Here is a 23,533-nt window from a genome sequence, read left to right on the forward strand (position 1 = left end):
AAAAACTAACCTATGAAGACTTTTAAAAACATTTTTCTCGTGATTCTGACAATTGGGCTGATGCAGTCATGTATTGTCTCAGAAAAGCCGAATATAGATTTTTTTCAGAATTCAAAATATGATTTCAAGGGCGCACAGTTTGCAAGTATTAATGTGCCCATGGTTTTAGCTAAATCTTATATTAAGAAAGCCCTTAGAGAAGAAGGAGAAGGTGAAGAGACCATAGATATGGTTAAGAAAGCCTCTAAAATAAAAGTCCTTACTGTAACCAATGGGAGTAAGGAAATGCTAAATGACTATGCTCAGTTTTTGAATAACAATCATTATGAAGAGTGGGCTAGCATAAAACATGATGGAGAAGATATCAACATTAGAGTAAAACAGGACGGAGAGATCATTAAAAATATGCTGATCACTGTAGGTTCCAGCAAGAATGAAATGGTTTTTGTAGATGTAAAAGGAAGTTTTACGGCTAATGATATTTCAAAAATGATTAATTCTGTTTCTGATAAATAATCATATCACCTCAAGAATTCAACCTGGATGAAAATGGAAACCTCATGAAACAGACCTTCAATGTTCATATTTAACGTATAAATAAAGTAGTTTCAAACTTATTCAATTATTTTGTACCGTAACCGTTCTGATAAAAGGACGGTTTTTTGATTTAAGTTATTGATTATTAATTTTTATTTAAACTATCAAAAAGGATTTTCATATCTCACTAAAATAACCTAATTTTGCAAAGAAAGTAAAGATGTCTATTCATAACAAAATTGTAGAGACAGCCATCACTTTCGATGACGTTCTTCTAGTCCCTTCTTATTCAGAAGTTTTACCTAACCAGGTTTCATTAAAATCAAGACTTACCGACAAAATCACGCTGAATGTTCCGATAGTTTCCGCTGCGATGGACACTGTTACTGAAGCTGATCTGGCCATTGCTTTAGCAAGAGTCGGAGGGTTAGGATTTATCCACAAAAACATGACAATCGCTGAGCAGGCAGCTCAGGTAAACCGTGTAAAACGTTCCGAAAACGGAATGATCTCTGATCCGGTTACTTTATCTAAAGATCATACTTTAGGGGAAGCTAAAGATCTTATGTCAAGATATAAGATTTCCGGTCTTCCGGTTGTAGATCCCGATAATGTCCTGATCGGAATTATTACCAACAGAGATGTAAAATATCAGGAAAATCTTGATATGAAAGTAGAAGAGATCATGACCAAAGAAAATCTGATCACTTCAGACAAAAATACCAATCTTGAAAAGGCAAAAGAAATCCTTCTTAAGAACAGAGTTGAAAAACTTCCTATCGTAGATAAAGATAACAAACTTGTAGGTTTAATTACTATCAAGGATATCGATAATCAGTTGGAGTACCCTAATGCCAATAAAGATGAAAATGGTCGTCTTATTGTAGGAGCAGGAGTAGGAGTAGGAGAAGATACATTAACGAGAATTGAGGCTTTAGTACAGGCAGGAGTTGATATTGTAGCAATTGATTCTGCACATGGTCATTCAAAAGGAGTTTTAGATAAAATTTCAGAGATCAGAAAAGCATATCCTAACCTTGATATTGTAGGAGGGAATATTGTGACAGCAGATGCCGCAAAAGATCTTATTGCAGCAGGAGCAAACGTATTGAAAGTAGGAGTAGGCCCAGGATCTATCTGTACAACCAGAGTAGTGGCCGGAGTTGGAGTTCCTCAGTTATCTGCTATCTATAACGTTTATGAATATGCTAAATCTCAAAATGTAGCAGTAATTGGCGACGGAGGTATCAAGCTTTCCGGAGATATTGTAAAAGCTATCGCTAGCGGTGCAGGTGCTGTGATGTTAGGTTCACTTTTAGCAGGTACAGATGAGGCTCCGGGAGAAGAAATTATCTTCCAGGGAAGAAAATTCAAATCTTACCAGGGAATGGGAAGTCTTTCAGCAATGAAGAGAGGAGGTAAAGAAAGATATTTCCAAAGTGAAGCTAAAAAATTCGTTCCGGAAGGAATTGAAGGAAGAGTTCCGCATAAAGGAAAATTGGAAGATGTTATTTTCCAGTTGACAGGAGGTTTAAGAGCCGGAATGGGATACTGTGGTGCAAAAGATATTGAAACCCTTCAAAGGGACTCAAAACTGGTTATGATTACCGGAAGCGGACTGAAAGAATCTCACCCGCATGATGTCATTATCACACAGGAAGCTCCGAATTATTCTTTATAAAATTATAATTGAATTTAAATATGAAAAACCGCACAATTTGTGCGGTTTTTTTATTTTATGATTCTGTTTTAATGATTTGGTTGATAGGGTGTTGATTTTAAAATGTCTATTTTTTAAATTGTCAATTTGTTTTTATTTTTCTGTGTTTTTTAATTATAATATAAATAAAATTAGCTCAGTTGGGTTTTGTGTTAATTTTATTTTTTAATTTAAATGTAACAATAGTTAGGTTTTTTCTACTAACTGTAATAAAATTTTAAATTTATTGCTTGTTTTAGTTGTGAATATCACGATTAAGGATGTGAAGGTAGTAAATTTGCAAATTGTTTAATTTTTTAAATTAGTGAAATGAAGAGAACTATCCTTTGTGGGGCTTTGTTACTATCCCTTTCAGTATCTGCACAACAAAAAAAAGATTGGTGTGACTTTGATAATGAACAGAGAGTACACCAAAAACAGAATGCGGAAATTGATGAAATGATTCGTAATATCCGTAACAAAGTTATTAGCAGTAATCAAAATACTACTGCTAAAAATGGAAGTGCGTACAAAATTGTAAATGGAGTTTATGAAATTCCTGTAGTTGTACACGTAATAGCACCTACGGGTGCTGCTATTGGTTCAGCTTATAATAAGAGTGATGCACAAATTCAGGCTTGGTTGGATCATTGTAATCAAATGTATGCAGGTACTTATCAATGGGCGCAGGGAGTTCCTGCAGATTTTGGTAATGCTGCTACGATGCCGATTAAATTGGTGTTGGCTAAAAGAGACCCTAGCTGTAATGCTACTACGGGGATTATTCGATATAATGGAGGAGTCCTTACTGGATATGATACTTATGGAGTAAAGCGTAACGGAGCCAATGGAGTTACAACAGCACAGGTAAAAACAATTGCTCCTCACTGGCCGGAAGCATCTTACTTCAATATTTATATTATGAATAAAGTAGATGGCGGTGGTACTTATGGTATTATGGGATGGGCAGGATTACCTCAAAATCCTGATTCTTCTTATGAATCCTTTATGAAATCTTTTGTCGTTACACTACAGGATGATATTACTCTGGCACACGAATTTGGACATAGTATGGGATTACTTCATACTTTTGGAAATGTAAACCCGGATGCACCACAAGGAGATACAACTACTAATTTCTGTCCACCAACTACTGGTAACTGTGAGAATGATGATGATCAGGTTTGTGATACAGAAAGATCAAGAAGCTTGCTGAATGATTTTCCGGCACCTACCAATAATGATATGAATTATTGTTCAGGGGTGAACTATCAGGGAGTACAGTATAATATGATGAACTATACAAACCCAACAGCATTTAAGTTTACCAATGGGCAACATGACAGAGCAGCTCTTTATTTCTTCCTGATGAAAGGAGGGCTAAGTACTTCATTAGGAGCAACAGCTCCTTCTGCAGGATCGGCTATTGGAACTCCTATTGCAGCTACATGTAATCCAACAGGTATTACAACACCAAGTAATTATTTTGTAGGACCAACTTTAGTAAAACTGGGAAATATCAATAATGCATCAACAGGATATTGGCAGAGTGCTGCTAATTTCTATGAAGATTATACAGGAGCTAGCTGCTTGAGAGCAACATCAACTGAGCTTTCTGCTACTGGAACTCATAATCTTCAGGTGAATGTATCAGATTCATATAATGATGTAAGAGTATGGATTGATTATAATAATAACGGAACATTTGAAGCTTCTGAACTTGTAGGTTCGGCTGATAATATTATTGCAGATCCTGTTACTTTAATTGGTACTTACAGTACTACGATTACAGCTCCGGCTTCAGTAGTATTGAATACTCCTCTAAGAATGAGAGTCCTTGTAGATGATGAGAATGCTAACATGGCTCCTTGTGGACAATTAAAATACGGACAGGTTGAAGATTATACAGTAAAATTTGTTACCAACCTAGGAACAAGTGAAGTGAAAGCTGATAATGGTGATTTAACAGTTTATCCTAACCCGGTAGCAACCGGAGATAAGATCTTCATTAAAGCTAAAAATGGTAAGAATCTGAAGGTTTCTATTTCTGATATGTCAGGAAGACTGGTATCAAGTCCATCTGTATCTGAAGAAGGAAATGGTGTTTTCAAAGTAGACCAGCAATTAGAAAAAGGAGTTTACATGATTCAGGTTTCTAATGGAAAAGACAGTAAGTCTTCAAAGTTGATTATCAAATAAAATGATTATCATTTAAAATATATATAAATGTCTCCATTGTAATGGAGACATTTTTTATTCAATTTTTATATACTTAAATTGGGGCTTAATAACTATGTTAAGAAATTGTCCCTTAGATTTTGCCTTTCCAAACTTTTCTATAATAGTAGAAGGTACTTTAAAATAGTCATAAACAGCCCCCGACTGATATATAATTCTCAATATTTCAGTTTCTTGGAAATAAATGAAATGATTTACGACACTTGAAGGCATACTGTATTTTATGCAAAAAACATTCCTTATCTTAAAATAAAAAGCTTCCGGAGATCCCGAAAGCTTTAATAATTGATTATTTAAAAAAACAGTACCTTATTTTTTTACAAATTTAAATTGATGCGTCTGAAAATTTCGGGTATTTATTTTCAGTACATATCCTCCGGGAGCGAGTTGTGAAACATCAATCTTAGAATCAAACATTTCAGACTTTACTAGACGTCCGTCAATAGTGTAAATCTGGATTGACGTTCCGTCGTCGATACCTCTAATACTGATGAGATCAGTCACAGGATTAGGGAAGATCTGAATTTTATTTTTAGTAAGTTCCGAAGTTCCTAATGTTGTGGTTTGCACATCACCGGTCATGGTAGAATTTCCTGCAGTAAGATTTCCATTGCAAAGCCCGGTTGTAAATGCCGTATTTTCAACCCAGCTTCCAATGTTGTTACCAGGAGGAAAAGAGACTGAATTATTTCCCGTTGAATTGTAATAAACAAGTTTAGGATTTGTAAATGTACCATATCCTTCATCAGCAAGAAATTCCCATCTTGTAAGAGTGTTGTTCCATTGTATTTTAAATTCGCAGGTTCCCAGGCCGCTGCATGGCTCTCCGTCAACAGGAGTCGTTACATAGATGCTTTTGTTATTGGTGTCAACCCCGGTTTTATTAAAAATAAAAGTTTGATCATCAAACAGATTAATGCATCCTTTAAAAGTTATAGTCTGCGCAAAAGCTGTGCTTCCTGCTATCAGGCATAATAAGTAAAGAATTTTCATAGTTATTAATTTTGTGATGGGAAAACTCCGGCTAATGCAATAATACATTTCAAGGTAATAAATGGAGGTCTGTTTTCATGAGGTTGGCTTCCTCCTGTATTTCCTACCATTGTGTTTTTCATTACAGTGTTAGCAGCTGTATCGGAATATTCTTTATCGAGCCCTTTTGTGTCAGCAGGTAAATTATTTGTTGGAGTACTTTGGTTTCCTTCTGCCGTTACGGCATTTACAGTATGATTGTGAGCTGGCATTTGTGTTATCAATAGTGTTACACTTTCAGCTCCTCCGGTTTCTCCCATGGTGTATGTGGTAGGACTTCCCGGAGCTTGTCCGTTATGAACAAGTACCCTTCCTCTCATATCTGGCAAGGCAAATGTGGTTGTCCCATTTCCTCCATAAGTGGTTCCTAACAATGAAAAAAGTGCTTGATTTTGAGCGATGGGCAGAAGCTGCCCATTACATTCTGCCCAGTATTTTGGAGCAAAATTATAAGGTACAAAGGCTATTTGCCCTAAAAATGGTTCTGATGCCTGTGCTTTTAGAGCAGGAGCAAATGCACTGCCTATCAGCAGTGTACATGCAAAAATTAAGTTTTTCATGATAGCAAGAATTTTAAGTAATATAAAATTAAAAAATATTTTACATAAAACACTTAATTAAAAGAAAAACCTTTCGTTATATAACAAAAGGTTAGATTTTATTTATTGAAAAATGGTTTATTATAGATTTTTTCTCTAATGTTTAAGGTTGGATGATGGGAATAAGTTATCATTTTAATTTTTCAGATTATCCTTAAAATCATCAATTCTGAAATCAGTCAGAGCATTTCCTTTTTCAATTTTCTCTTTAGAATACAACCTGAAATCATTTTCTGTTTTTTCTAAAAGATAATCATAGGGCCCTACGTGAGAGATTAATTTTACCAGAACCGGAGAAATCTCAAGACAGATAAACAATCCCATGATAAAAGCGGCTGCAAGTCCAATGATCGCAGAATTTTTACCAAGCTCATCCAATGCCTGAAGTCTTGCTGCAAAACCATTGAATTTATCTTCAAAAGTTTCTGTAGATTTTCTTTCTGTTTCCAGATTAGTGTATACCTTGGAAATTTCTTTATCCAGATATTCCAGTCTGGGAGCAGCCTGTTTCTGATAGTTTTCAAGGTCCAATCGGCGTTGTTCCTTTAATTGTTGCTTACGTTTGGCATTGGGGCCATAACCTTCTTTTCCACTGGTTAATCCCGATTGTTTACCCAGGATTTCCTTCTCAAGCTCTACAGAAGCAGAGTCATACGACTGCTGATACTGAGCAATTTTTCCTGAAATTTGTTGCTTTTCTGTTTCAAAAGGACCGCTTTGTTGAAGAATCCTACCATTCATTTCACCCTGTAACTGCTTTTTATTTCTTTGAATAATGGTATTCAACTGTTTGTTCACCTCCTTTTCAAAAATTTTAAGTTCTAAAGGTTTAGAAATGATAATTCCCAGAAAGGTTGCAAGAATGAGGCGTGGGATAGACATCAGAATCTGATTCCACCATGTTCCTGTTTTTTTGATGGAAGAAACAATATAACGGTCAAGATTGAAAATCATTAGTCCCCACAGAATTCCAAATCCTATAGAAGCCCAAAGATTATCAAAAACCGTATACATAGCATAGCCTGCAGATAAAGTGGCGAATACTGCAGTGAAAAGGACAATACCTCCGATGCCGGAAAACTTATTCCATTCACTCGGAGTCTTTCTTAAAATATGGATGTTCCCGCCTGAACATACCATCAGAAACTTTTGGAACCAGTTTATTTTATGAGTCCCTTGATTTATAGTTTGTTGGTTTGTTTTCATAACTGAAAATTTATACAAAGGTAGTACTAAAAATCATACCAATGTAAAAGATAGTATTATGTTTTACCAAGTAATTGTGTGTGTTTATATAAAATTCTGTTTTTGAGGATGTTAATTTTTTTAATTTTGAAAATTTGCAAAATGAAGATGGAAAACTATTTCAATCTATCAGGATTTTGCTTTAAGAAACTCTCCCATCCGGAATATGATTTGGTATCTGCTATCGTTCCGGAATTAAAATGATGACATACTGCTACAGCAAGACCATCGGAAGCATCTAAATATTTTGTAGGAAATTCTTTTAATTTAAGAAGGTTTTGAAGCATACCTGCTACCTGTTCCTTACTGGCGTTACCATTTCCAGTGATAGCCATTTTGATTTTTTTTGGAGAATATTCCGTAATAGGGATGTTTCTGTAAAGACTGGCAGCCATGGCAACACCCTGAGCACGTCCAAGCTTCAGCATACTCTGTACATTTTTTCCATAGAAGGGAGCTTCAAGAGCGACTTCATCAGGATGAAACTCGTCAATAAGAGACAGGGTTCTTTCAAAAATGTACTTAAGCTTGGTTTCGTGATTGGGATATTTTTTTAAGATCAGTTCATGAATAGAGACCATCTCCATTTTTCCTTTTTTTACGGAGATAATACCAAATCCCATTACCGTTGTTCCCGGGTCAATTCCTAAAATTATTTTCTCTGAAATCATTGCGTCAAAGATATGACTTTCTATGTTTTAAGTGTAAAAAAGTATTGATAATGATTTCCATTTTTATTTAAAACTTTAGTAACTTTAAACAAAAATGATTATGAAAAATGTATTTAATGTACTTATTGTTCCTGCTTTTTTGTTATGCAGCTTTCAGAAGGAAAGTAGTTTAATTCAAAGTAAGGATTCAGAAATCGTTACAACAAAGAGCGACCGGATTATTTATCTGTTTTTCAAGGCGGATAAAGATTACTCAGGAAATGCAAAAATTACACTTCAAAGTACTAAAATTGCAGACGGCAGACTAAAACATGTACCCTCTTTTGATAGAGATGATGTTCGTAAGGGTGATCTTGTAATCACATTAATAGGGTCTGATGGAAAAGAAGTAGTTAAACAGCTTGTGAAAGATCCTTTTAATCCTGAACTGGAGGTATATGAAAAAGAAGGAATTTCCAGACATAAAGCTTCCCTTCAAAATACGGAATTCAGTGCCCGGTTTTCTTATTCTGAAAACGTAAAGTCAGTAAAGATTGAAAAAGCAACTGATGATGGAATACAAGTATTATTCACACAAAAACTATAATTATGAAAAAAACTTTATTATCCCTTTTAATCGGAAGCAGTTGTTTTGCACAGTCATTCGAGACTGTTCCTCTTTTACAGAATGGAGACAACAGTAAACGAGTTGTGATTGCCGTGTTAGGAGACGGATTTACCTCTGCACAGCAAGCTGCCTTTACAACATCTGCTCAGAATACAGTCAATTATCTTTTTACAAAAAGTCCGTATACGGAATATAAAAATTACTTTAATGCCTATGCCGTAAAAGTAATCTCTACCGAATCCGGAGTAAAGCATCCCGGAACGGCGACAGACGTTACCGAGCCCGTAATTCCTGTAACCAATCCCAATAACTATCTTGGGTCTACTTTCGATGTAGGAGTTCACCGTTGCATCTACAGTAATACAACCAATAAAGTAGGACAGGTTCTGGCAGCCAACATTCCTGATTATGATATTACTTATGTTTTGGGTAACTCTACAGAATATGGAGGTTGTGGAGGAACTTATGCTTTTGCTTCACTCAATGGTTCTTCCAATGAAATTGTGGTACATGAGCTGGGGCATTCTTTTGGTAAATTAGCCGATGAATATTGGTTTTCAGGTTCACTGGAATCTCCCAATAAAACTCAGAATTCTAACCCGGCAACGATAAAATGGAAAAACTGGGTAGGATTGAATGGAGTAGGAGTTTATGCCCATGCTGAGAGTCCCACCTGGTTCAGACCGCATCAGAGTTGCGAAATGAGATATCTTAATCAACAGTTCTGCTCCGTATGTAAAGAGGCAATTATTGAAAAAATTCATAGTCTGGTTTCTCCTGTAGATTCCTATACCCCGGCAAATAATACCACTGTGGATGCTACATCCAATGTTACTTTCACTGTCAATGAAATCCTACCCATCCCGAATACGCTGGTTAATTCCTGGAGTTTAAACGGAACGGCTCTTGGGGAAACAGGAAGTAGCATTACGATAACTCCGGGACAACTTAACAATGGAAGTAATACCCTGACTCTTTCGGTAGTGGATAACAATCCGCTTTTGAAAGTTGACAATCACAGTACACTTCATGTAACCAATGTTTCCTGGACTTTGAGCAAGACTACGCTTAAAATTTCAGAGATAAAAGCTGAAGAAAGGCGTTTTAGTATTTATCCTAACCCAACAGATGGAGAATTTTTAATTAAAGGCAAGCAGGTCTTTTCAAAAGAGGTGAAAGTAGAAGTTTATGATGCTTCAGGAAAGCTCATTCCATCAAGATTTGAACTGAATGATTCTGCTATAAAGGTTGATATTAAAAACTATCCCGCAGGTACTTATCTGTTGAATGTAAAAGAAAATAAAAACCTGATTATTTCTCAGAAGATCATCAAAGAATAAATGAAACGAAACCGGCTCCAATAGCCGGTTTTATTTTTCCAGTTTTTTCTCTGCTACAGGTACCCATTGTCCATCGTGGCGAAGTAGGAGAATTTTATCAACTATAAATTTAGTTTTATACTCCTTGGTTTCATATTTTTCCCATGCTCTAAGATAATTTTCCCAAGTCAGATCTCTGAATCCCACAGTCATATGCGGGTGAAAAGAATATTGAGCAAAATTAAAATGCTCCTTTACCCTGTGGTAAAGCTCTGTTAATTGAATATTTTCTTTTGGCTGAATATAGAGTACAGGATTTTTAGGGTTGGGAAAGCTTCCAAAGCCATCCAGTTCTACTTCAAAAGGTGTAATTTCTGTATTGATTTTCTGAAAAGCAATGTGAATATCTTCTTCCAGTTCAATTTCTCTCGAAAAGGGAGGAAGGAGTGTAATATGTGCTTCGTTTTTCAAAGCCTTGGAATTGGCATAATTTGTTGCCAGATCCTGTTTAAAAACTTTTATTTCTTCAATAATTTCCTGAGGAGGGTAAATGGCTATGAAGTACATTTTTTTCATATGACAAATTAAAAGTTTTTAAATTAAATTTTAATACATAAGAAAATTATGCATAAGTTTGTAAGGTATTTAAACCATTCTATGAAAAAAAATAGTCTCTATAAGGGTACTTTACAGAATATTATTTTAAAGCTCCTTTCGAAAGAAGTGAAGATGTATGGTTATCAGATTACTCAAAGAGCTAAAGAACTTACTTTGGGTGAACTTGAAATGACAGAAGGTGCGCTCTATCCATTACTGCATAAATTAGAAAGCGATGGAATGATTACTTCCGAAATTCAAAAGATTAATGGGAGAGACCGGAAATATTACCTGTTGACTGAAAAAGGAAAAAAACAACAGGCAGAACAGGAAACTGAGATGAAAAGTTATTTACTCAACCTACAGACAATATTTAACATATGATGACTGAAGCACAGGAAAATAAAATTACAGATTATCTGGTGGCTCAAGAGTTGTCTCTGGATATTCTGGTAGAAATCAGAGATCATATGATCAGTCAGATTTTGGATATTCAAAGCAATGAGAATATCAATTTTGAGGAAGCTTTCTTGAAGGTAAAAGAATCATGGAGCAATGAGTTTAAAATGGTTAATTATTTTTTATTTTATCCTACAAAAATTCCTTTGATTGCCAAAAGAATTATCCGGGAGAAATACAAAGGGATTTTCAAAAAATCTTTGATGGTAGCTGCTCTGGCATTTGCTGTTAATCTGTTACTAATTTTTATGGCAGGAAATCAGGAAGAATATAAACTGTTTTTCCGACTTCTTAATGGTTCATTTGTAGTGACAACAATATTGATATGGATTTTTAATCACAAAATCTGGAAGTATATAAAAGCAGACTTTAAATACAAAGGAAAATGTCTCTATACCATGTATCAGCAGAATCTTGGATTAATGGTTGTGTGTGCCAGCTCCATGACGCAGGTGGCCATAAGGAACGGGCAACATGCCTACCAGTTTTTCAGAGAACAGAATTATGCAGATGTTGCCGGGGTTCTGGTAACCTTAATTCTTCCTTTTGTATTACAGGCAACTCTTGCTTTTGCGGTATTCAATTTTCTTGAGCATAAAAAGAATTTAGTCAAGATGCAGGAATTCCTGAAGCTCGTGTAAACAAATGGGTGCTAAAACTAATGTTTTGATCGAAGTTGGTTCAGTGTATTCTCAAGATGATCAGTGATCTTTTTCACTTCAATATGAGGTCTGAAGATCACTCCTTTTCCTCTTTCTTCATCGGCAATATTAGAGAGAATAATCACAGACGTTTTGGTATCCGGATAATAGATGTTTAAGGAAGGAGAACCTTTTATATAGCCGCTGTGGAAATAAGAATTGGGTTGACCGATATTAAGCATAATTCCATAGGCGTAACCCATTTTTCCAAAAATAGCATGATGCCTTTCTGAACTTTTTGCCATGAAGAGTTTAAGGGTTTCCGGTTTTAAAATTTTTCCACCATAGAGAGCTTTATTCCATGAATGAAGATCCTGAATCGTAGATAGTATTCCTCCAGCGGGTATCCCGATTTCTGATCCGCCTAATCTTTTCGGCATATTGGGAACTTCTGAGAATTTGGCAGGTGTCCCGACATACGCACTGGCAAAATTATTTCCTTTGAAAGTATTTCCTGTTGAAGAATGGGACATTCCTGCTTTTTTGAATAGTTCCGATACATTCTCATCATATGATTTTCCAGAAACTTTTTCGACAATCTTTCCAAGAGTATTGAATCCATCATTGGAATAAAAGAAATTTGATCCACTTTTGAACATCAGTTTTCCACCCATCAGATTCAAACCGGAAGTATGATTTAATAGCTGATGAATTGTGATGTTTTCATATTCTTTGATTTGAAATTCTTTCAGGTATTTTGACGCTTTATCTGTTACATTCAGTTTTCCCTGTTCCATCTGGAGCAGAATCAGAACAGCAGTGAACTGTTTGCTCACAGATCCGATTGCAAAAATAGTATTGCTGTCAATTTTACTTTTACTTTTAAAATCTGAATAACCGTTTTCCCTTCTGTAAAGAGGTATAGAATCTTTAAAAACAGCTATGCTTCCATTGAAATGATATTTCTTGAAAGTGGAATCAATCTGTTGCTCTAAAAGGGTTTTCTGAAAAGCAGCAATGGTAGAATCAATGATTGCTTTTTTATCAACCGGGGCAATTTTTGGAACCTCAGTTGTGGTACAGGAAGATAAAAAACAGAAAAAAGACAGGAATAATAAATTTTTGATCACAGGTGTTGTATTTTTTAAATGATGATTGATATTCTTAAAGATACTAAAATATCCTGAAGAGCATTAAGGGAAGCAAATTGCGTGCTAGGATGAGGTTCCGGAGCAATTTAGTGCTAATTGAATTAATATTTGTGGACAATTTTAGTCTTAATAAAATTCTCCTGCGATAAAAATGGTACATTTAAAAGCATGGGGAAGAAAATTCACAGGCCTATTTTAATACAAGGTCGCTAAACCAGAAAACATACTCTCCATCTTCTTTGTCAGGAGATGTTTTGGGTCTGGGATACGTTTTCTTTACTGTTTCTCCAATTTTAAACTGAATCGGATTTTTGAAAATGGGACCATCAAAAGTAAAAGTATGAAACTCTCCGTTTTCTCCGCATGGATCAACATTTTCAGGAAGGTCATCAATGAATTGCTGATCAATAATTCGTCCGGCAAAACTTTGATCAAGGTAAGATCCGTTAACGCAGGTTACGATAGTTTTAAAACCAAGATCTAAGAACTCATGGATGAGGTTGGAGGTATTTTGTTTCCAAAGAGGAAATACTGCATTCATGCCAATAGTGTTTAATTGGTCTTCTCTGTATTTTCTCAGATCTTCCAGAAAGATATCGCCAAAAATTGAATAAGTAATGCCCTGTGCCTTAATTTCAGTCATTGTTGTATTCATGATCTGTTGATATTCTTCCATGGATGGTTCTTTAGGGAGTTCCATTTTGGTTAATGGGATTCCGAGGCTTTCCGCTTGTTTTTCTAAAAGCGATACATGAACTCCATGCATAGAGATCCTTTGAAATTCCTGATTGATGCTGGTAAGCAGTGTAGTGATCTCGTACTGATCTTCCTGTAGTATTTTATAAAGAGCAAGGGTAGAATCTTTTCCACTGCTCCAGTTGAATAAAGCTTTTGGTTTCATTGTAAAATAAAAATCTCCCAAAAATAGGGAGATTTCATGTATTATAAATTAAAATGATTGTATCTGTATATTACATATTTCTTCTGTACTTACCGCCTACTTCAAATAAAGCATTGGTAATCTGTCCTAAAGAACAGTATTTCACAGCATCCATCATCACTTCAAACAAGTTTTGCTGGTTGATGGCTGCATGTTGAAGTTTTCTTAAGGCTTCGTCAGACTTACTTTCATTGGCTTGCTGGAAGTTGTGAAGAGATTCAATCTGTGCCTGTTTCTCTTCTTCTGTAGAACGGATAACTTCTCCTGGTAAAACAGTTGGCGAACCATCTTTTCCTAAGAAAGTATTTACTCCGATAATAGGATATTCACCGGTGTGCTTCAGCCATTCGTAATGCATTGATTCTTCCTGGATTTTTGAACGCTGATACATAGTTTCCATAGCTCCAAGAACGCCACCTCTTTCTGTGATTCTGTCAAATTCAGTATATACAGCTTCTTCTACAAGATCCGTTAATTCTTCAATGATGAATGATCCCTGAAGCGGATTTTCGTTTTTAGCCAATCCTAATTCTTTGTTGATGATTAACTGAATCGCCATTGCTCTTCTTACCGATTGCTCAGTAGGCGTTGTAATTGCTTCGTCATAAGCATTGGTGTGAAGAGAGTTACAGTTATCATAGATTGCATAAAGTGCCTGAAGAGTCGTTCTGATATCGTTGAAATCAATTTCCTGAGCGTGCAGAGAACGTCCTGAAGTCTGAATGTGGTATTTCAACATCTGACTTCTTTCGTCTGCTCCGTATTTTAATTTCATGGCTTTTGCCCAGATTCTTCTTGCCACACGTCCGATTACTGAATACTCAGGGTCTATACCATTGGAGAAGAAGAAAGATAAGTTCGGTGCAAAATCATTGATATCCATTCCACGGCTTAAGTAATATTCCACATAAGTAAATCCGTTAGCCAGTGTGAATGCCAATTGGGAAACCGGATTCGCTCCTGCTTCAGCAATATGGTATCCTGAAATGGAAACAGAGTAGAAGTTTCGTACTTTTTCTCTGATGAAATATTCCTGAACGTCACCCATTAATCTCAATGCAAATTCTGTAGAGAAGATACACGTATTCTGGGCCTGGTCTTCTTTTAAGATGTCAGCCTGAACAGTACCACGAACTGTAGCAATTGTTTTAGCTTTAATTTCTGCATACACATCAGCAGGGATTACTTCATCACCTGTTAATCCTAAAAGTTGTAGTCCTAAACCGTTGTTGGATGGAGGAAGTTCACCGTTGTATTTTGGTCTTTCTAATCCTTTATCATCAAATTTTTCTTTAAGCTTAGCTTCTACTTTAGACTCTAAACCATTTTCTTTGATGTATTTTTCAACATTCTGATCGATGGCGGCATTCATAAAGAAAGCCAGTAGCATCGGTGCAGGACCGTTGATTGTCATTGAAACCGAAGTTAATGCATTTACCAGATCAAATCCGGAGTATAATTTCTTCGCATCATCCAGTGTCGCAATAGAAACTCCCGCGTTCCCGATTTTACCATAAATATCTGGTGGTAAAGCAGGATCCTGGCCATATAAGGTTACAGAGTCAAATGCTGTAGATAAACGTTTTGCAGGCATCTCTGCAGAAACATAATGGAACCTTCTGTTGGTTCTTTCAGGACCTCCTTCTCCTGCAAACATCCTTGTAGGATCTTCACCGGTTCTTTTGAACGGATAAATACCTGCGGTATAAGGGAAGCTTCCCGGAAGATTTTCCTGGCCTTTCCATTTGATTAGATCACCCCAGTCATTGTATTTTGGTAATGCAATTTTTGGAATTCTCAAATGAGATAAAGACTCTGTAGAAGTTTCAACTTTAATTTCTTTTCCTCTTACGAAATAAGAATAAAACTCTGCATGGAATGCTTTTTTCGTATCGTCCCATGTCTTTAGGAAGTCGATATTATCCTGTTGAAGCTCTTTCTCTGCTTTTTGGTATTCAGCGTCCAAAACTTCATTGGAGATGATATTTTTTACACCTTCAATATGATACATTGTTCTGGCCAGCTCAGCCTGCTTTTCAATATTGACATCATATTGTTTGTTGTTTTCAACGATTTCAGAAAGGTAGCGAACTCTTTTCGGAGGAATAATCGTTACTTCTTCAGTAACTTCCTGTTCTACAAAAGTTTTTAGATTTAAATCAGCGAATTTATCGTTTACTTTTGAAACTAATCTATTGTATAATTCTGTAGTTCCATGATCATTAAACTGAGAGGCTTTCGTAGCATACACCGGCATATCATCTAATGGGCTTTCCCATAGAAGATGGTTTCTCTGGAACTGTTTTCTTACCGCCTGAAGTGCATCTAATGCACCACGCTTGTCAGATTTATTCAATGCTACCAGATCCGCATAGTCTAACATGTCGATTTTTTCCAACTGTGTAGAAGCTCCATATTCAGGAGTCATTACATACATGGAAATATCTGCAAAATCAGAAACTTCTGAACCAGACTGCCCGATCCCTGAAGTTTCGAGAATGATGACGTCCGGATGAGCCAGTTTCAATACATTGAGTGCAGAGTGAATAAATGGAGAAACGGAAACGTTATTTTCTCTGGTTGCCATCGAACGCATATAAACTCTTGGATCATTGATCGCGTTCATACGGATTCTGTCTCCCAATAAAGCACCTCCGGTTTTCTTTTTCGAAGGGTCGATGGAAATAATAGCGATTTTTTTATCTGTATTGGAACGTAAGAAGCGTCTTACCAATTCGTCTGTTAAAGAAGATTTACCAGCTCCTCCGGTACCGGTGATACCAATAATTGGAATAGTAAGATCTTGAGATTTCTCGTCGATTGCTTTTACAAGCTCAGGCTTTTCTTCTGAGAAGTTTTCAACAGCTGAGATAATTTGTGCAATACTTGACGGATTTTCAAAACTGATATCGTCAAGATCTTTTGCAGTGACATCTTTTCCAGTTGCAAAATCTGATCTGTGTACCAGGTCATCAATCATTCCCTGAAGACCAAGTTCACGACCGTCATCCGGAGAATAAATTCTGTCGATTCCGTAAGACATCAGATCTTTGATTTCTTCAGGCAGAATTACACCGCCGCCGCCGCCAAAGATCTTGATCTGAGGTGAATTTTTTTCTCTCAACAGGTCATAGATATATTTGAAATATTCATTGTGACCTCCCTGATATGAAGTTAATGCAATAGCATTGGCATCTTCCTGAATCGCTGTATTTACAACTTCTTCTGCCGATTTATCGTGTCCTAAATGGATCACTTCGCATCCTGTTCCCTGAATGACACGACGCATAATATTAATCGCAGCATCATGCCCATCAAATAATGAGGCAGCAGTTACGATTCTTACCTTGTTGGTTGGAGTATATTTTTGGGTTTCCATAAAAATTTTAGAAAGTTTCTAAGTTTCCAAATATAATAATAAAAAAAGAACATAGTGTTTGAATTTATGTTTTTGATTTTCAGATTATTATTTTGTGTTATTTAATTATATCTCCCCAATTTTGTATTTAAATGTTTGAAAGTTGAATGGTTCGGTAACTACAGAATTAAAATGAGTTATGACGATTTCATTGTCAAAGGGCTTCTTCAGATTCTCAAATTAATTTCTCTATTTTTGCACTATATTTTACAGACATGCAAAAAGCGTTGATATATTTCGCATTGGGAACTGCAGTAAGCTTCCTGATTAATTATTTCTTTTTAAGTTCAGAGAATATCGGTTTAGAGTTCTACTACGCTATTGCTTTTGGTGCAGCGTGGGGGATTGCTTATTATTTAGATACTCCGGATATTACATTGGTAAAGAAACTGGGACTGTCTTTTGTAGTAATGGCTATTCTGGTTTTTGCAGGAACTCTGATTTTTAAACTTGAGCTTGCTATTCCTTCTATTCTAAAGTTTTCCATGGTATTTGTTGCCTATTATGTTATAGCGAGCTTTAGGGCGACTAAGTCATTAAGAAAATAAATAAAAGGAGGCTTTCACATTGAAAAGCCTCTTTTATATTAGTGTATCATCATGAAACTTATCAGGGCAAGGCCTAGGAGTAAAAACATGAATGCGATAAAATTAATGGAGAACAGTATTATTCCGACAATAATGCTTACCAAACCATGGGCACGATAAACGCGTCTGTGGGCAATAAAGAAATAGGCCATAGTATATAATAACAGGAATGATATTGTTAAATATAAAATAGTATTAATAGGCCAGAAGTCTGTGAGGCCTGTCAATTTAGAGAGTAAGAATATAAGTAAGACGGTTAGTAATAAAAACGAGAAATAATGCAGCGTAAAGATTCCATGATCAAAATACCACCACTTTTTCTTACTATGGAAAACCCATAAAAAGAATGCGAAAAGAGGAAGGTAAATGAAAAGGGCTTTAGGAAGATTATGAAAAGACTTTTCTATCATACCGGCAATAATCTCCTTTTTTTTAACGCCTTTTTCTTTAAGTTCAAAGAATTTGTGAACGATGGGAGCTTCAATAAAACTGAGAGATGACGGGTTTTTGGCTTTAGCAGAATCGTAAGCTTTTCTGGTTTTATATTCTCCAAAGCTAACGTCCGGATCTATTTTTTTGTCCATGTTCATCATGTCTTCTAATTCAGAAGAATCAGGAACAGCTTTTAGCTCTTCAATGGTAAGAGAGTCCTTTGCAGTCACATGTTTTTTTGCTTTGATACTGTCTATCAGCTTTTGTTTCCCGACAGGGCTCATGATTTTTAAAAGGTTTGTCTTACTCTGCTCTTGTGTGTTTCCTTCTTTAGGGGAACCTATATTAACCATAGGAAAAAGGGCAAATACGAAGAATGTAATAAAACTGACAAAAATATAAAGCTTTACAGGAGGTACGAACTTCTGTCTCTTTCCTTCGAGATATGTGTTTGTCAGTTTGCCAGGTTTAAATAACAAATTTTTTACTGTTCCCCAGAACTGTCCGTCATAATGAGTAAAATCTTCAATGAAATGGGTGAAAAGAAAATAGAAAGGCTGTCGTCTTTCAATATTTTCCTGTCCGCAGTGGGGGCAAAACCTTTCTTCAACCTGATGTCCGCAGTTTAGACAGGTTTTATCTTCTCGTACTTTTCCGTGGCTCATGATTATGGAATATGATTGCCACAAATATAATTATTTCAGTGAAATTATGATTATATTAATATGTTTTACGGGAATCGTTAAAGTAAAATTAATGAAAGAAAGAGTTGAGGGAATAAACTCTTTACTGTTTCATTGGTGTTTTTAGAATCTACGAAGTGTTTTTTTTCATCGGCTCATGAGTTCGCAAGATCTGTGCCAAAATTATAAATAGTGTTAAAATCTATTGATAGAGGGGTGTAGAGTAAAGATTATATAGATTAAATAAAATATGTTTTTGGGTTACGAAAATAATTTGTACCTTTGCACACCCTTTTAGGGGTAAATTATGTTTAATCTTTAACTAAAACGTGTGAATACATTAAGTTACAAAACTGTTTCAGCGAACAAAGCTACTGCTAATAAAGAATGGGTTGTGGTAGACGCTGAAGGACAGCCGTTAGGTAGATTAGCTTCTACGGTTGCAAAGATTTTGAGAGGTAAGCACAAAACGAACTACACACCTCACGTAGATTGTGGTGATAACGTAATCGTTTTGAATGCTGGGAAAATTACACTTTCCGGAAACAAGTGGGCTGATAAGACTTATATCTGGCATACAGGATACCCTGGTGGACAGAAGTCTATGACTGCGGCTGAACTTCAAAAGAAAGATTCTTTAAAGGTATTAGAGAAGTCTGTAAAAGGTATGTTGCCTAAAAACAGATTAGGAGCTGCTATCCTTAAGAACCTTTATTTATATGAAGGAACTGAGCACAAACATGAAGCTCAACAGCCAAAAACAATTAATGTTAACGAATTTAAATAATTAATTATGTCTATAGTTCACAAAATCGGAAGAAGAAAAACTTCTGTAGCTAGAGTTTATGTAAAACCAGGTTCTGGTGTTATTACAGTAAACGGTAAAGATGCTAAAGAATATTTCTCTACAGACGTGATGGTTTACAAATTAAACCAACCGTTTATCCTTTCTGAGACTGTTGGTCAGTATGACGTTACCGTAAACGTATTCGGTGGTGGTAATACAGGTCAGGCAGAAGCTATCAGATTAGGTATTTCTAGAGCTTTATGCGAAATCAACGCTGAGTTCAGATTAGCATTGAAGCCAGCTGGTTTACTTACAAGAGACGCAAGAATGGTGGAAAGAAAGAAGCCAGGTCAGAAAAAAGCAAGAAAGAGATTCCAATTCTCAAAACGTTAAGATTTCTCGTTGGCAGATGGCTTATGGCTATTGGCTACAGGAATGTATTAAATTTTTTTTAAACTTAATCTCGGCGAAAAGCCCATTGCCAAAAGCAAAAAGCAGACCGCCAATTGCCCGTTACGTTTAGCATCCAAACGCTTCTCCCATCTAAAGAAGTTGTTGATTGTTTAAAAGACGGAAAGTAAACTAACAAAAACAGAAAACATGGCAAAAGCAAATGTAAAAGACCTTTTAGAGGCTGGCGTACACTTCGGTCACATGACTAGAAAGTGGAATCCAAATATGGCTCCATACATTTTTATGGAGAAAAACGGTATTCACATTGTAGACTTACATAAAACAGCAGTTAAATTGGATGAAGCGTGCAGCGCTTTAGAAAAATTAACTTCTGCAGGTAAAAAAGTTCTTTTCGTAGCTACTAAGAAGCAAGCGAAAGAAGTGGTTGCAAAACACGCTTCTGAACTTAATATGCCTTATATTACAGAAAGATGGCCAGGTGGTATGTTAACGAACTTCGTTACTATCAGAAAGGCTGTAAAGAAGATGAATGCTATCGACAAAATGAAAAAAGACGGTACATTCGAAACTTTATCTAAAAAAGAAAGATTACAAGTTGACAGACAAAGAGCTAACCTTGAGAAGAACTTAGGTTCTATCGCTGACATGGTGAGACTTCCGTCTGCTGTATTTGTAGTTGATATCTTAAGAGAACACATCGCGGTAACTGAAGCTAAGAAACTAGGTATTCCAGTTTTCGGTATCGTTGATACAAACTCTGACCCTAGAAAAGTTGACTTCGTTATCCCAGGAAACGATGATGCTTCTAAGTCTATTGATATGATCCTTAGCGTAGTTTCTGAATCTATCAAAGAAGGTCAGTCTCAAAGAAAAGCTGATAAAGAAAAATCTAAAGAAGAAGGAGAAAAGGTATCTGCTGATACAGATGCTGATTTCGATGCAGAATAATTAAAGATTTTCTTTAATATAGGAAAAACGCTGGATTTCGGTCCAGCGTTTTTTATTGTTTATACCACAGAATTTATTTCTTAGGACATACCATCAACTCTGGTAGGTCAGGGTCGGTACTAGGGATAATTACTCCAATTCTGCATACTCCATTGCAACACATTTCGCCCAGTTCCATACTACAGCCATCCATACAGCTTCTGTATCCTCCTTTGATTGTTCTTAGCTCAGTTCTTGAGACTTTTTTTAAATTTTTCATGGTTTTAGTTTTAATTTTTTTCCTACTCTATATGCTTTTCGGATACCGCAATTATATTTCTAAATATAAGGAAATATTTTTATATGTTTGATCTTCAAAATACTATTTTGATTTGATGCCAATTTTTACTTCTAATAAAGGGATTTAGCTCAGCACTATTTAAAGAACAATGAAATATGAGGACTGGTTTATGGATATTTGTTGATGCTGAGCGCTCTATTAAGCGTTTTCAGGCGGTATAAAGTCTTTTATGTACTTTTTCCTATAGCGAGTTACTTTGAGAACTTTAAAAGCAATCTGATCTTACGGTAAAAAGCTATTAACTATAATAAAAGATGAGAGTCTTCATTAAAAACAAAAACCTGCAGAATTCTGCAGGCTATATTTTAGTTTGAAAGTTTTATAGAATAAGATGTTGTAACAAATTTTGTGGATTGGTATGTTGAGTTACAAACAATCCCGGATAATCTGTAGTTCTGATTTTTCGGAACCATGGTATATCCTATTTTACCTGCACCAATGGGAATCTTCTTGAAGAAATTGCCACCACTCACCGTAAGGACCATATTACAAGGAGATTTATTTTCCACGGAAATAGAGGTCTTTGGATTTTTAGGATCATCACTGTTGAGAAGGTCATTAAGTACATCAGCAGTTTCCGGCTTATAAGTCTTCATAAGATCGTTATACTCTCTTTCTATATTGGCTCTGTTCCCTGAATTGTTAGAAGGATAAGGGTAGGAGGTTCTTCCCGGATAGCCTCCATAATTAACATTACAGCTGGCAAGAATCAATAAAATTCCGGTGAGAACTAATAGTTTTTTCATCCTATTCTATTTTTTTGACTTTTGTTTTTTCTCTGACTTTTCCGTTATGGGCTCCTTTTGGGCAGACTTCAGTCCAGTGTTGGCAGGTCTTGGATTGTCTACTGTTACAAATATACTTTTTTTTATCTCTTTCTGAGAGGAATATTTCATATCACAGATATTGCTGCTCAATGTATATGAATCTTTTTTAAGTACAATGAAATTTTCTGCATGAGCAGGAACAGCAAGATTGTAAAATTCTTTTCCTTCTATCCGCAATACAATATTACAGTCAGAATTATTTTGAATAAGAGAATCGCTTCATTACGGTTAATGTCCTCATTAAACATTGCATTCAGTACTTTTACAGTTTTTGCCTTGTGTTCAGCAGATGTCTCAGTAATAAGTTTTTTAAACTCTTCGGCATCGTCCGAATTAGGATTTCTCATTGCACTTTTAGGTATGTCTGCAATAACAGGTCTTGCTTCCATAGGTTTGGCCGTTAGCGCTCCCTTTGTCCATTCTGTGTTTTTAAAGCAATAAGTTTTGGCTTCAGCACAGTCTTTTTAGGATCGTCAGGGTGTGCGTTCCTCAGGTATTCTTCGATTTCTTTGATATTTGTGCTTTTTAAGATGTCTTTACTGCTTTTCTGAGCTTGTGTAAAGTGGGGAATAAGAAATGTGAAGAATAAAATCGTTAAAAATTTTTTTTCATCAAGTTTGTTTATTTCATCAGCTTATCCGGAATTTGATGTAAGTAATAGTTTTTCCTTTCGCTGAGAATAGCTCTTCGTAATACGTTTTGATATCTCTCAGGTGTTCCGTATTAGGATCATATTCTGGTGCGCCATAGATATCATGGTGGGCAGAAATGATTTCATAGCCTGCTCCTTGTAAATATCCTAGCGTATAGCCGTGCAGGAATTCTGAATCGGTTTTCAGGTGAATGATGCCTCCTGGCTTCAGGAATTTTTTATATCGGTTTAAAAAATCCGGATGGGTTAATCTGTGTTTTGTTCTTTTGTATTTAATCTGTGGATCAGGGAATGTAATCCAGATTTCGTCTACTTCATTTTCAGCAAAGAAATAATCTACAAGTTCGATCTGAGTTCGCAAAAACGCTACATTAGTCATGTTGTTGTCCACAGCTTCTTTAGCGCCAAACCAAAATCTGGCTCCTTTAATATCAACTCCGATGAAGTTTTTTTCAGGAAATGTTTTTGCAAGCCCTACAGAATATTCTCCTTTTCCACAGCCCAGTTCCAATACGATAGGATTATCATTTTTAAAAAAATTGTCTCTCCATTTTCCTTTAAGATCGAAACCATTTAAAGCATCTTCTCTTGTTGGCTGGATTACATTCGGTAATATTTTGTTTTCTGCAAATCTTGCTAATTTATTCTTGCCCATTGAGTTATAAAATGAGTGCAAAAATAGTGAAAATTTATGGAGTCTCTATGTCTTT

The 23,533-nt window shown here is 35.8% G+C and carries 25 protein-coding genes; 11 read left to right on the forward strand and 14 right to left on the reverse strand.

The annotated features are described in order from the left end of the window. The first annotated feature begins 12 nt into the window (after window positions 1-12). The 3 genes from KBP46_RS17220 (at window position 13) to KBP46_RS17230 (ending at window position 4,435) form a co-directional block, all read left to right on the forward strand. On the forward strand, window positions 13-516 hold the full coding sequence (locus tag KBP46_RS17220; RefSeq protein ID WP_216443784.1) for a DUF4252 domain-containing protein: 504 nt from the start codon (window positions 13-15) through the stop codon (window positions 514-516). 241 nt (window positions 517-757) lie between these two features. Continuing rightward, on the forward strand, window positions 758-2,218 hold the full coding sequence (guaB, locus tag KBP46_RS17225; RefSeq protein ID WP_120232676.1) for an IMP dehydrogenase: 1,461 nt from the start codon (window positions 758-760) through the stop codon (window positions 2,216-2,218). 348 nt (window positions 2,219-2,566) lie between these two features. Next, window positions 2,567-4,435 (forward strand): GEVED domain-containing protein, encoded by a 1,869-nt coding sequence (locus KBP46_RS17230; protein ID WP_216443785.1) that lies wholly within the window; start codon window positions 2,567-2,569, stop codon window positions 4,433-4,435. Window positions 4,436-4,489: 54 nt separating this feature from the next. Here KBP46_RS17230 and KBP46_RS17235 read toward each other — a convergent pair whose 3' ends face one another. From KBP46_RS17235 to ruvC, 5 genes are all read right to left on the reverse strand, one after another. Next, a complete protein-coding gene (locus KBP46_RS17235; protein ID WP_123279023.1) occupies window positions 4,490-4,687 on the reverse strand; it encodes a KTSC domain-containing protein in 198 nt (65 codons plus the stop codon). A 96-nt stretch (window positions 4,688-4,783) separates the two neighbouring features. Continuing rightward, complete coding sequence (locus tag KBP46_RS17240; RefSeq protein ID WP_123279024.1) at window positions 4,784-5,467, reverse strand: T9SS type A sorting domain-containing protein; 684 nt, start codon at window positions 5,465-5,467, stop codon at window positions 4,784-4,786. A gap of 5 nt (window positions 5,468-5,472) precedes the next feature. Continuing rightward, window positions 5,473-6,066, reverse strand: a complete 594-nt coding sequence (locus tag KBP46_RS17245; RefSeq protein WP_062675696.1) for a phage tail protein — start codon at window positions 6,064-6,066, stop codon at window positions 5,473-5,475. Between the two features lie 174 nt (window positions 6,067-6,240). Further along, complete coding sequence (locus tag KBP46_RS17250) at window positions 6,241-7,311, reverse strand: DUF4407 domain-containing protein (RefSeq protein WP_062675697.1); 1,071 nt, start codon at window positions 7,309-7,311, stop codon at window positions 6,241-6,243. 155 nt (window positions 7,312-7,466) lie between these two features. Continuing rightward, window positions 7,467-8,021: a crossover junction endodeoxyribonuclease RuvC gene (gene ruvC / locus KBP46_RS17255; RefSeq protein ID WP_034692903.1), complete on the reverse strand. Its 555-nt coding sequence runs from the start codon at window positions 8,019-8,021 to the stop codon at window positions 7,467-7,469. Between the two features lie 100 nt (window positions 8,022-8,121). Here ruvC and KBP46_RS17260 point away from each other — a divergent pair, with 100 nt between their 5' ends. Both KBP46_RS17260 and KBP46_RS17265 read left to right on the forward strand, forming a co-directional pair. Further along, window positions 8,122-8,607, forward strand: a complete 486-nt coding sequence (locus KBP46_RS17260) for a hypothetical protein (RefSeq protein WP_147367601.1) — start codon at window positions 8,122-8,124, stop codon at window positions 8,605-8,607. Between the two features lie 2 nt (window positions 8,608-8,609). Beyond that, a complete protein-coding gene (locus KBP46_RS17265; RefSeq protein WP_216443786.1) occupies window positions 8,610-9,968 on the forward strand; it encodes a M64 family metallopeptidase in 1,359 nt (452 codons plus the stop codon). 30 nt (window positions 9,969-9,998) lie between these two features. Here KBP46_RS17265 and KBP46_RS17270 read toward each other — a convergent pair whose 3' ends face one another. Further along, complete coding sequence (locus KBP46_RS17270) at window positions 9,999-10,523, reverse strand: 2'-5' RNA ligase family protein (RefSeq protein WP_216443787.1); 525 nt, start codon at window positions 10,521-10,523, stop codon at window positions 9,999-10,001. Between the two features lie 81 nt (window positions 10,524-10,604). On the opposite strand from KBP46_RS17270, the gene KBP46_RS17275 reads away from it, so the two are divergent. Beyond that, the gene (locus KBP46_RS17275) at window positions 10,605-10,928 is read left to right on the forward strand and encodes a PadR family transcriptional regulator (protein ID WP_123279028.1); all 324 of its coding nucleotides are present in this window, start codon (window positions 10,605-10,607) and stop codon (window positions 10,926-10,928) included. Next, window positions 10,925-11,644, forward strand: a complete 720-nt coding sequence (locus tag KBP46_RS17280; RefSeq protein ID WP_216443788.1) for a hypothetical protein — start codon at window positions 10,925-10,927, stop codon at window positions 11,642-11,644. The genes KBP46_RS17275 and KBP46_RS17280 overlap by 4 nt, the downstream gene beginning before the upstream one ends. A gap of 17 nt (window positions 11,645-11,661) precedes the next feature. Here KBP46_RS17280 and KBP46_RS17285 read toward each other — a convergent pair whose 3' ends face one another. From KBP46_RS17285 to KBP46_RS17295, 3 genes are all read right to left on the reverse strand, one after another. Next, window positions 11,662-12,774, reverse strand: coding sequence for a serine hydrolase (locus KBP46_RS17285; RefSeq protein ID WP_253297071.1), 1,113 nt, complete (start codon window positions 12,772-12,774; stop codon window positions 11,662-11,664). Window positions 12,775-12,985: 211 nt separating this feature from the next. After that, entirely contained in the window at window positions 12,986-13,696 is a 711-nt protein-coding gene (locus KBP46_RS17290; protein WP_216443789.1) for a diphthine--ammonia ligase, read from the reverse strand. A gap of 70 nt (window positions 13,697-13,766) precedes the next feature. Then, entirely contained in the window at window positions 13,767-17,114 is a 3,348-nt protein-coding gene (locus KBP46_RS17295; RefSeq protein WP_123279031.1) for a methylmalonyl-CoA mutase family protein, read from the reverse strand. 254 nt (window positions 17,115-17,368) lie between these two features. Between KBP46_RS17295 and KBP46_RS17300 the strand changes: the two genes are divergently transcribed. Next, complete coding sequence (locus KBP46_RS17300) at window positions 17,369-17,701, forward strand: hypothetical protein (protein ID WP_062675912.1); 333 nt, start codon at window positions 17,369-17,371, stop codon at window positions 17,699-17,701. Between the two features lie 38 nt (window positions 17,702-17,739). Here the strand turns inward: KBP46_RS17300 and KBP46_RS17305 are convergent, their stop codons facing one another. Beyond that, window positions 17,740-18,837 (reverse strand): DUF3667 domain-containing protein, encoded by a 1,098-nt coding sequence (locus KBP46_RS17305; RefSeq protein ID WP_184935601.1) that lies wholly within the window; start codon window positions 18,835-18,837, stop codon window positions 17,740-17,742. A gap of 349 nt (window positions 18,838-19,186) precedes the next feature. On the opposite strand from KBP46_RS17305, the gene rplM reads away from it, so the two are divergent. From rplM to rpsB, 3 genes are all read left to right on the forward strand, one after another. Then, the gene (rplM, locus tag KBP46_RS17310) at window positions 19,187-19,642 is read left to right on the forward strand and encodes a 50S ribosomal protein L13 (RefSeq protein WP_002976217.1); all 456 of its coding nucleotides are present in this window, start codon (window positions 19,187-19,189) and stop codon (window positions 19,640-19,642) included. 6 nt (window positions 19,643-19,648) lie between these two features. Beyond that, a complete protein-coding gene (rpsI, locus tag KBP46_RS17315; RefSeq protein WP_002976218.1) occupies window positions 19,649-20,035 on the forward strand; it encodes a 30S ribosomal protein S9 in 387 nt (128 codons plus the stop codon). A gap of 207 nt (window positions 20,036-20,242) precedes the next feature. Beyond that, window positions 20,243-21,004, forward strand: a complete 762-nt coding sequence (gene rpsB / locus KBP46_RS17320; RefSeq protein ID WP_062675707.1) for a 30S ribosomal protein S2 — start codon at window positions 20,243-20,245, stop codon at window positions 21,002-21,004. 645 nt (window positions 21,005-21,649) lie between these two features. On the opposite strand, the gene KBP46_RS17325 is transcribed toward rpsB, so the two are convergent. The 4 genes from KBP46_RS17325 to trmB all read right to left on the reverse strand — a co-directional run bounded on the left by KBP46_RS17325 (window position 21,650) and on the right by trmB (window position 23,478). Continuing rightward, window positions 21,650-22,090 carry a DUF6759 domain-containing protein gene (locus KBP46_RS17325; RefSeq protein WP_123279032.1) on the reverse strand — a complete coding sequence of 147 codons (441 nt, stop codon included), beginning with the start codon at window positions 22,088-22,090 and terminating at the stop codon, window positions 21,650-21,652. Between the two features lie 6 nt (window positions 22,091-22,096). After that, window positions 22,097-22,348, reverse strand: coding sequence for a DUF6759 domain-containing protein (locus KBP46_RS24150; RefSeq protein WP_367397882.1), 252 nt, complete (start codon window positions 22,346-22,348; stop codon window positions 22,097-22,099). Further along, window positions 22,339-22,560: a hypothetical protein gene (locus KBP46_RS23855; RefSeq protein WP_253297072.1), complete on the reverse strand. Its 222-nt coding sequence runs from the start codon at window positions 22,558-22,560 to the stop codon at window positions 22,339-22,341. Before KBP46_RS23855 ends, KBP46_RS24150 begins: the two co-directional genes overlap by 10 nt. 240 nt (window positions 22,561-22,800) lie before the next feature. Further along, complete coding sequence (trmB, locus tag KBP46_RS17335; RefSeq protein WP_034692928.1) at window positions 22,801-23,478, reverse strand: tRNA (guanosine(46)-N7)-methyltransferase TrmB; 678 nt, start codon at window positions 23,476-23,478, stop codon at window positions 22,801-22,803. Between the last annotated feature and the right edge of the window lie 55 nt (window positions 23,479-23,533).

The sequence above is a fragment of the Chryseobacterium sp. PCH239 genome (genome assembly GCF_018924625.1).
GTDB lineage: Bacteria > Bacteroidota > Bacteroidia > Flavobacteriales > Weeksellaceae > Chryseobacterium > Chryseobacterium cucumeris.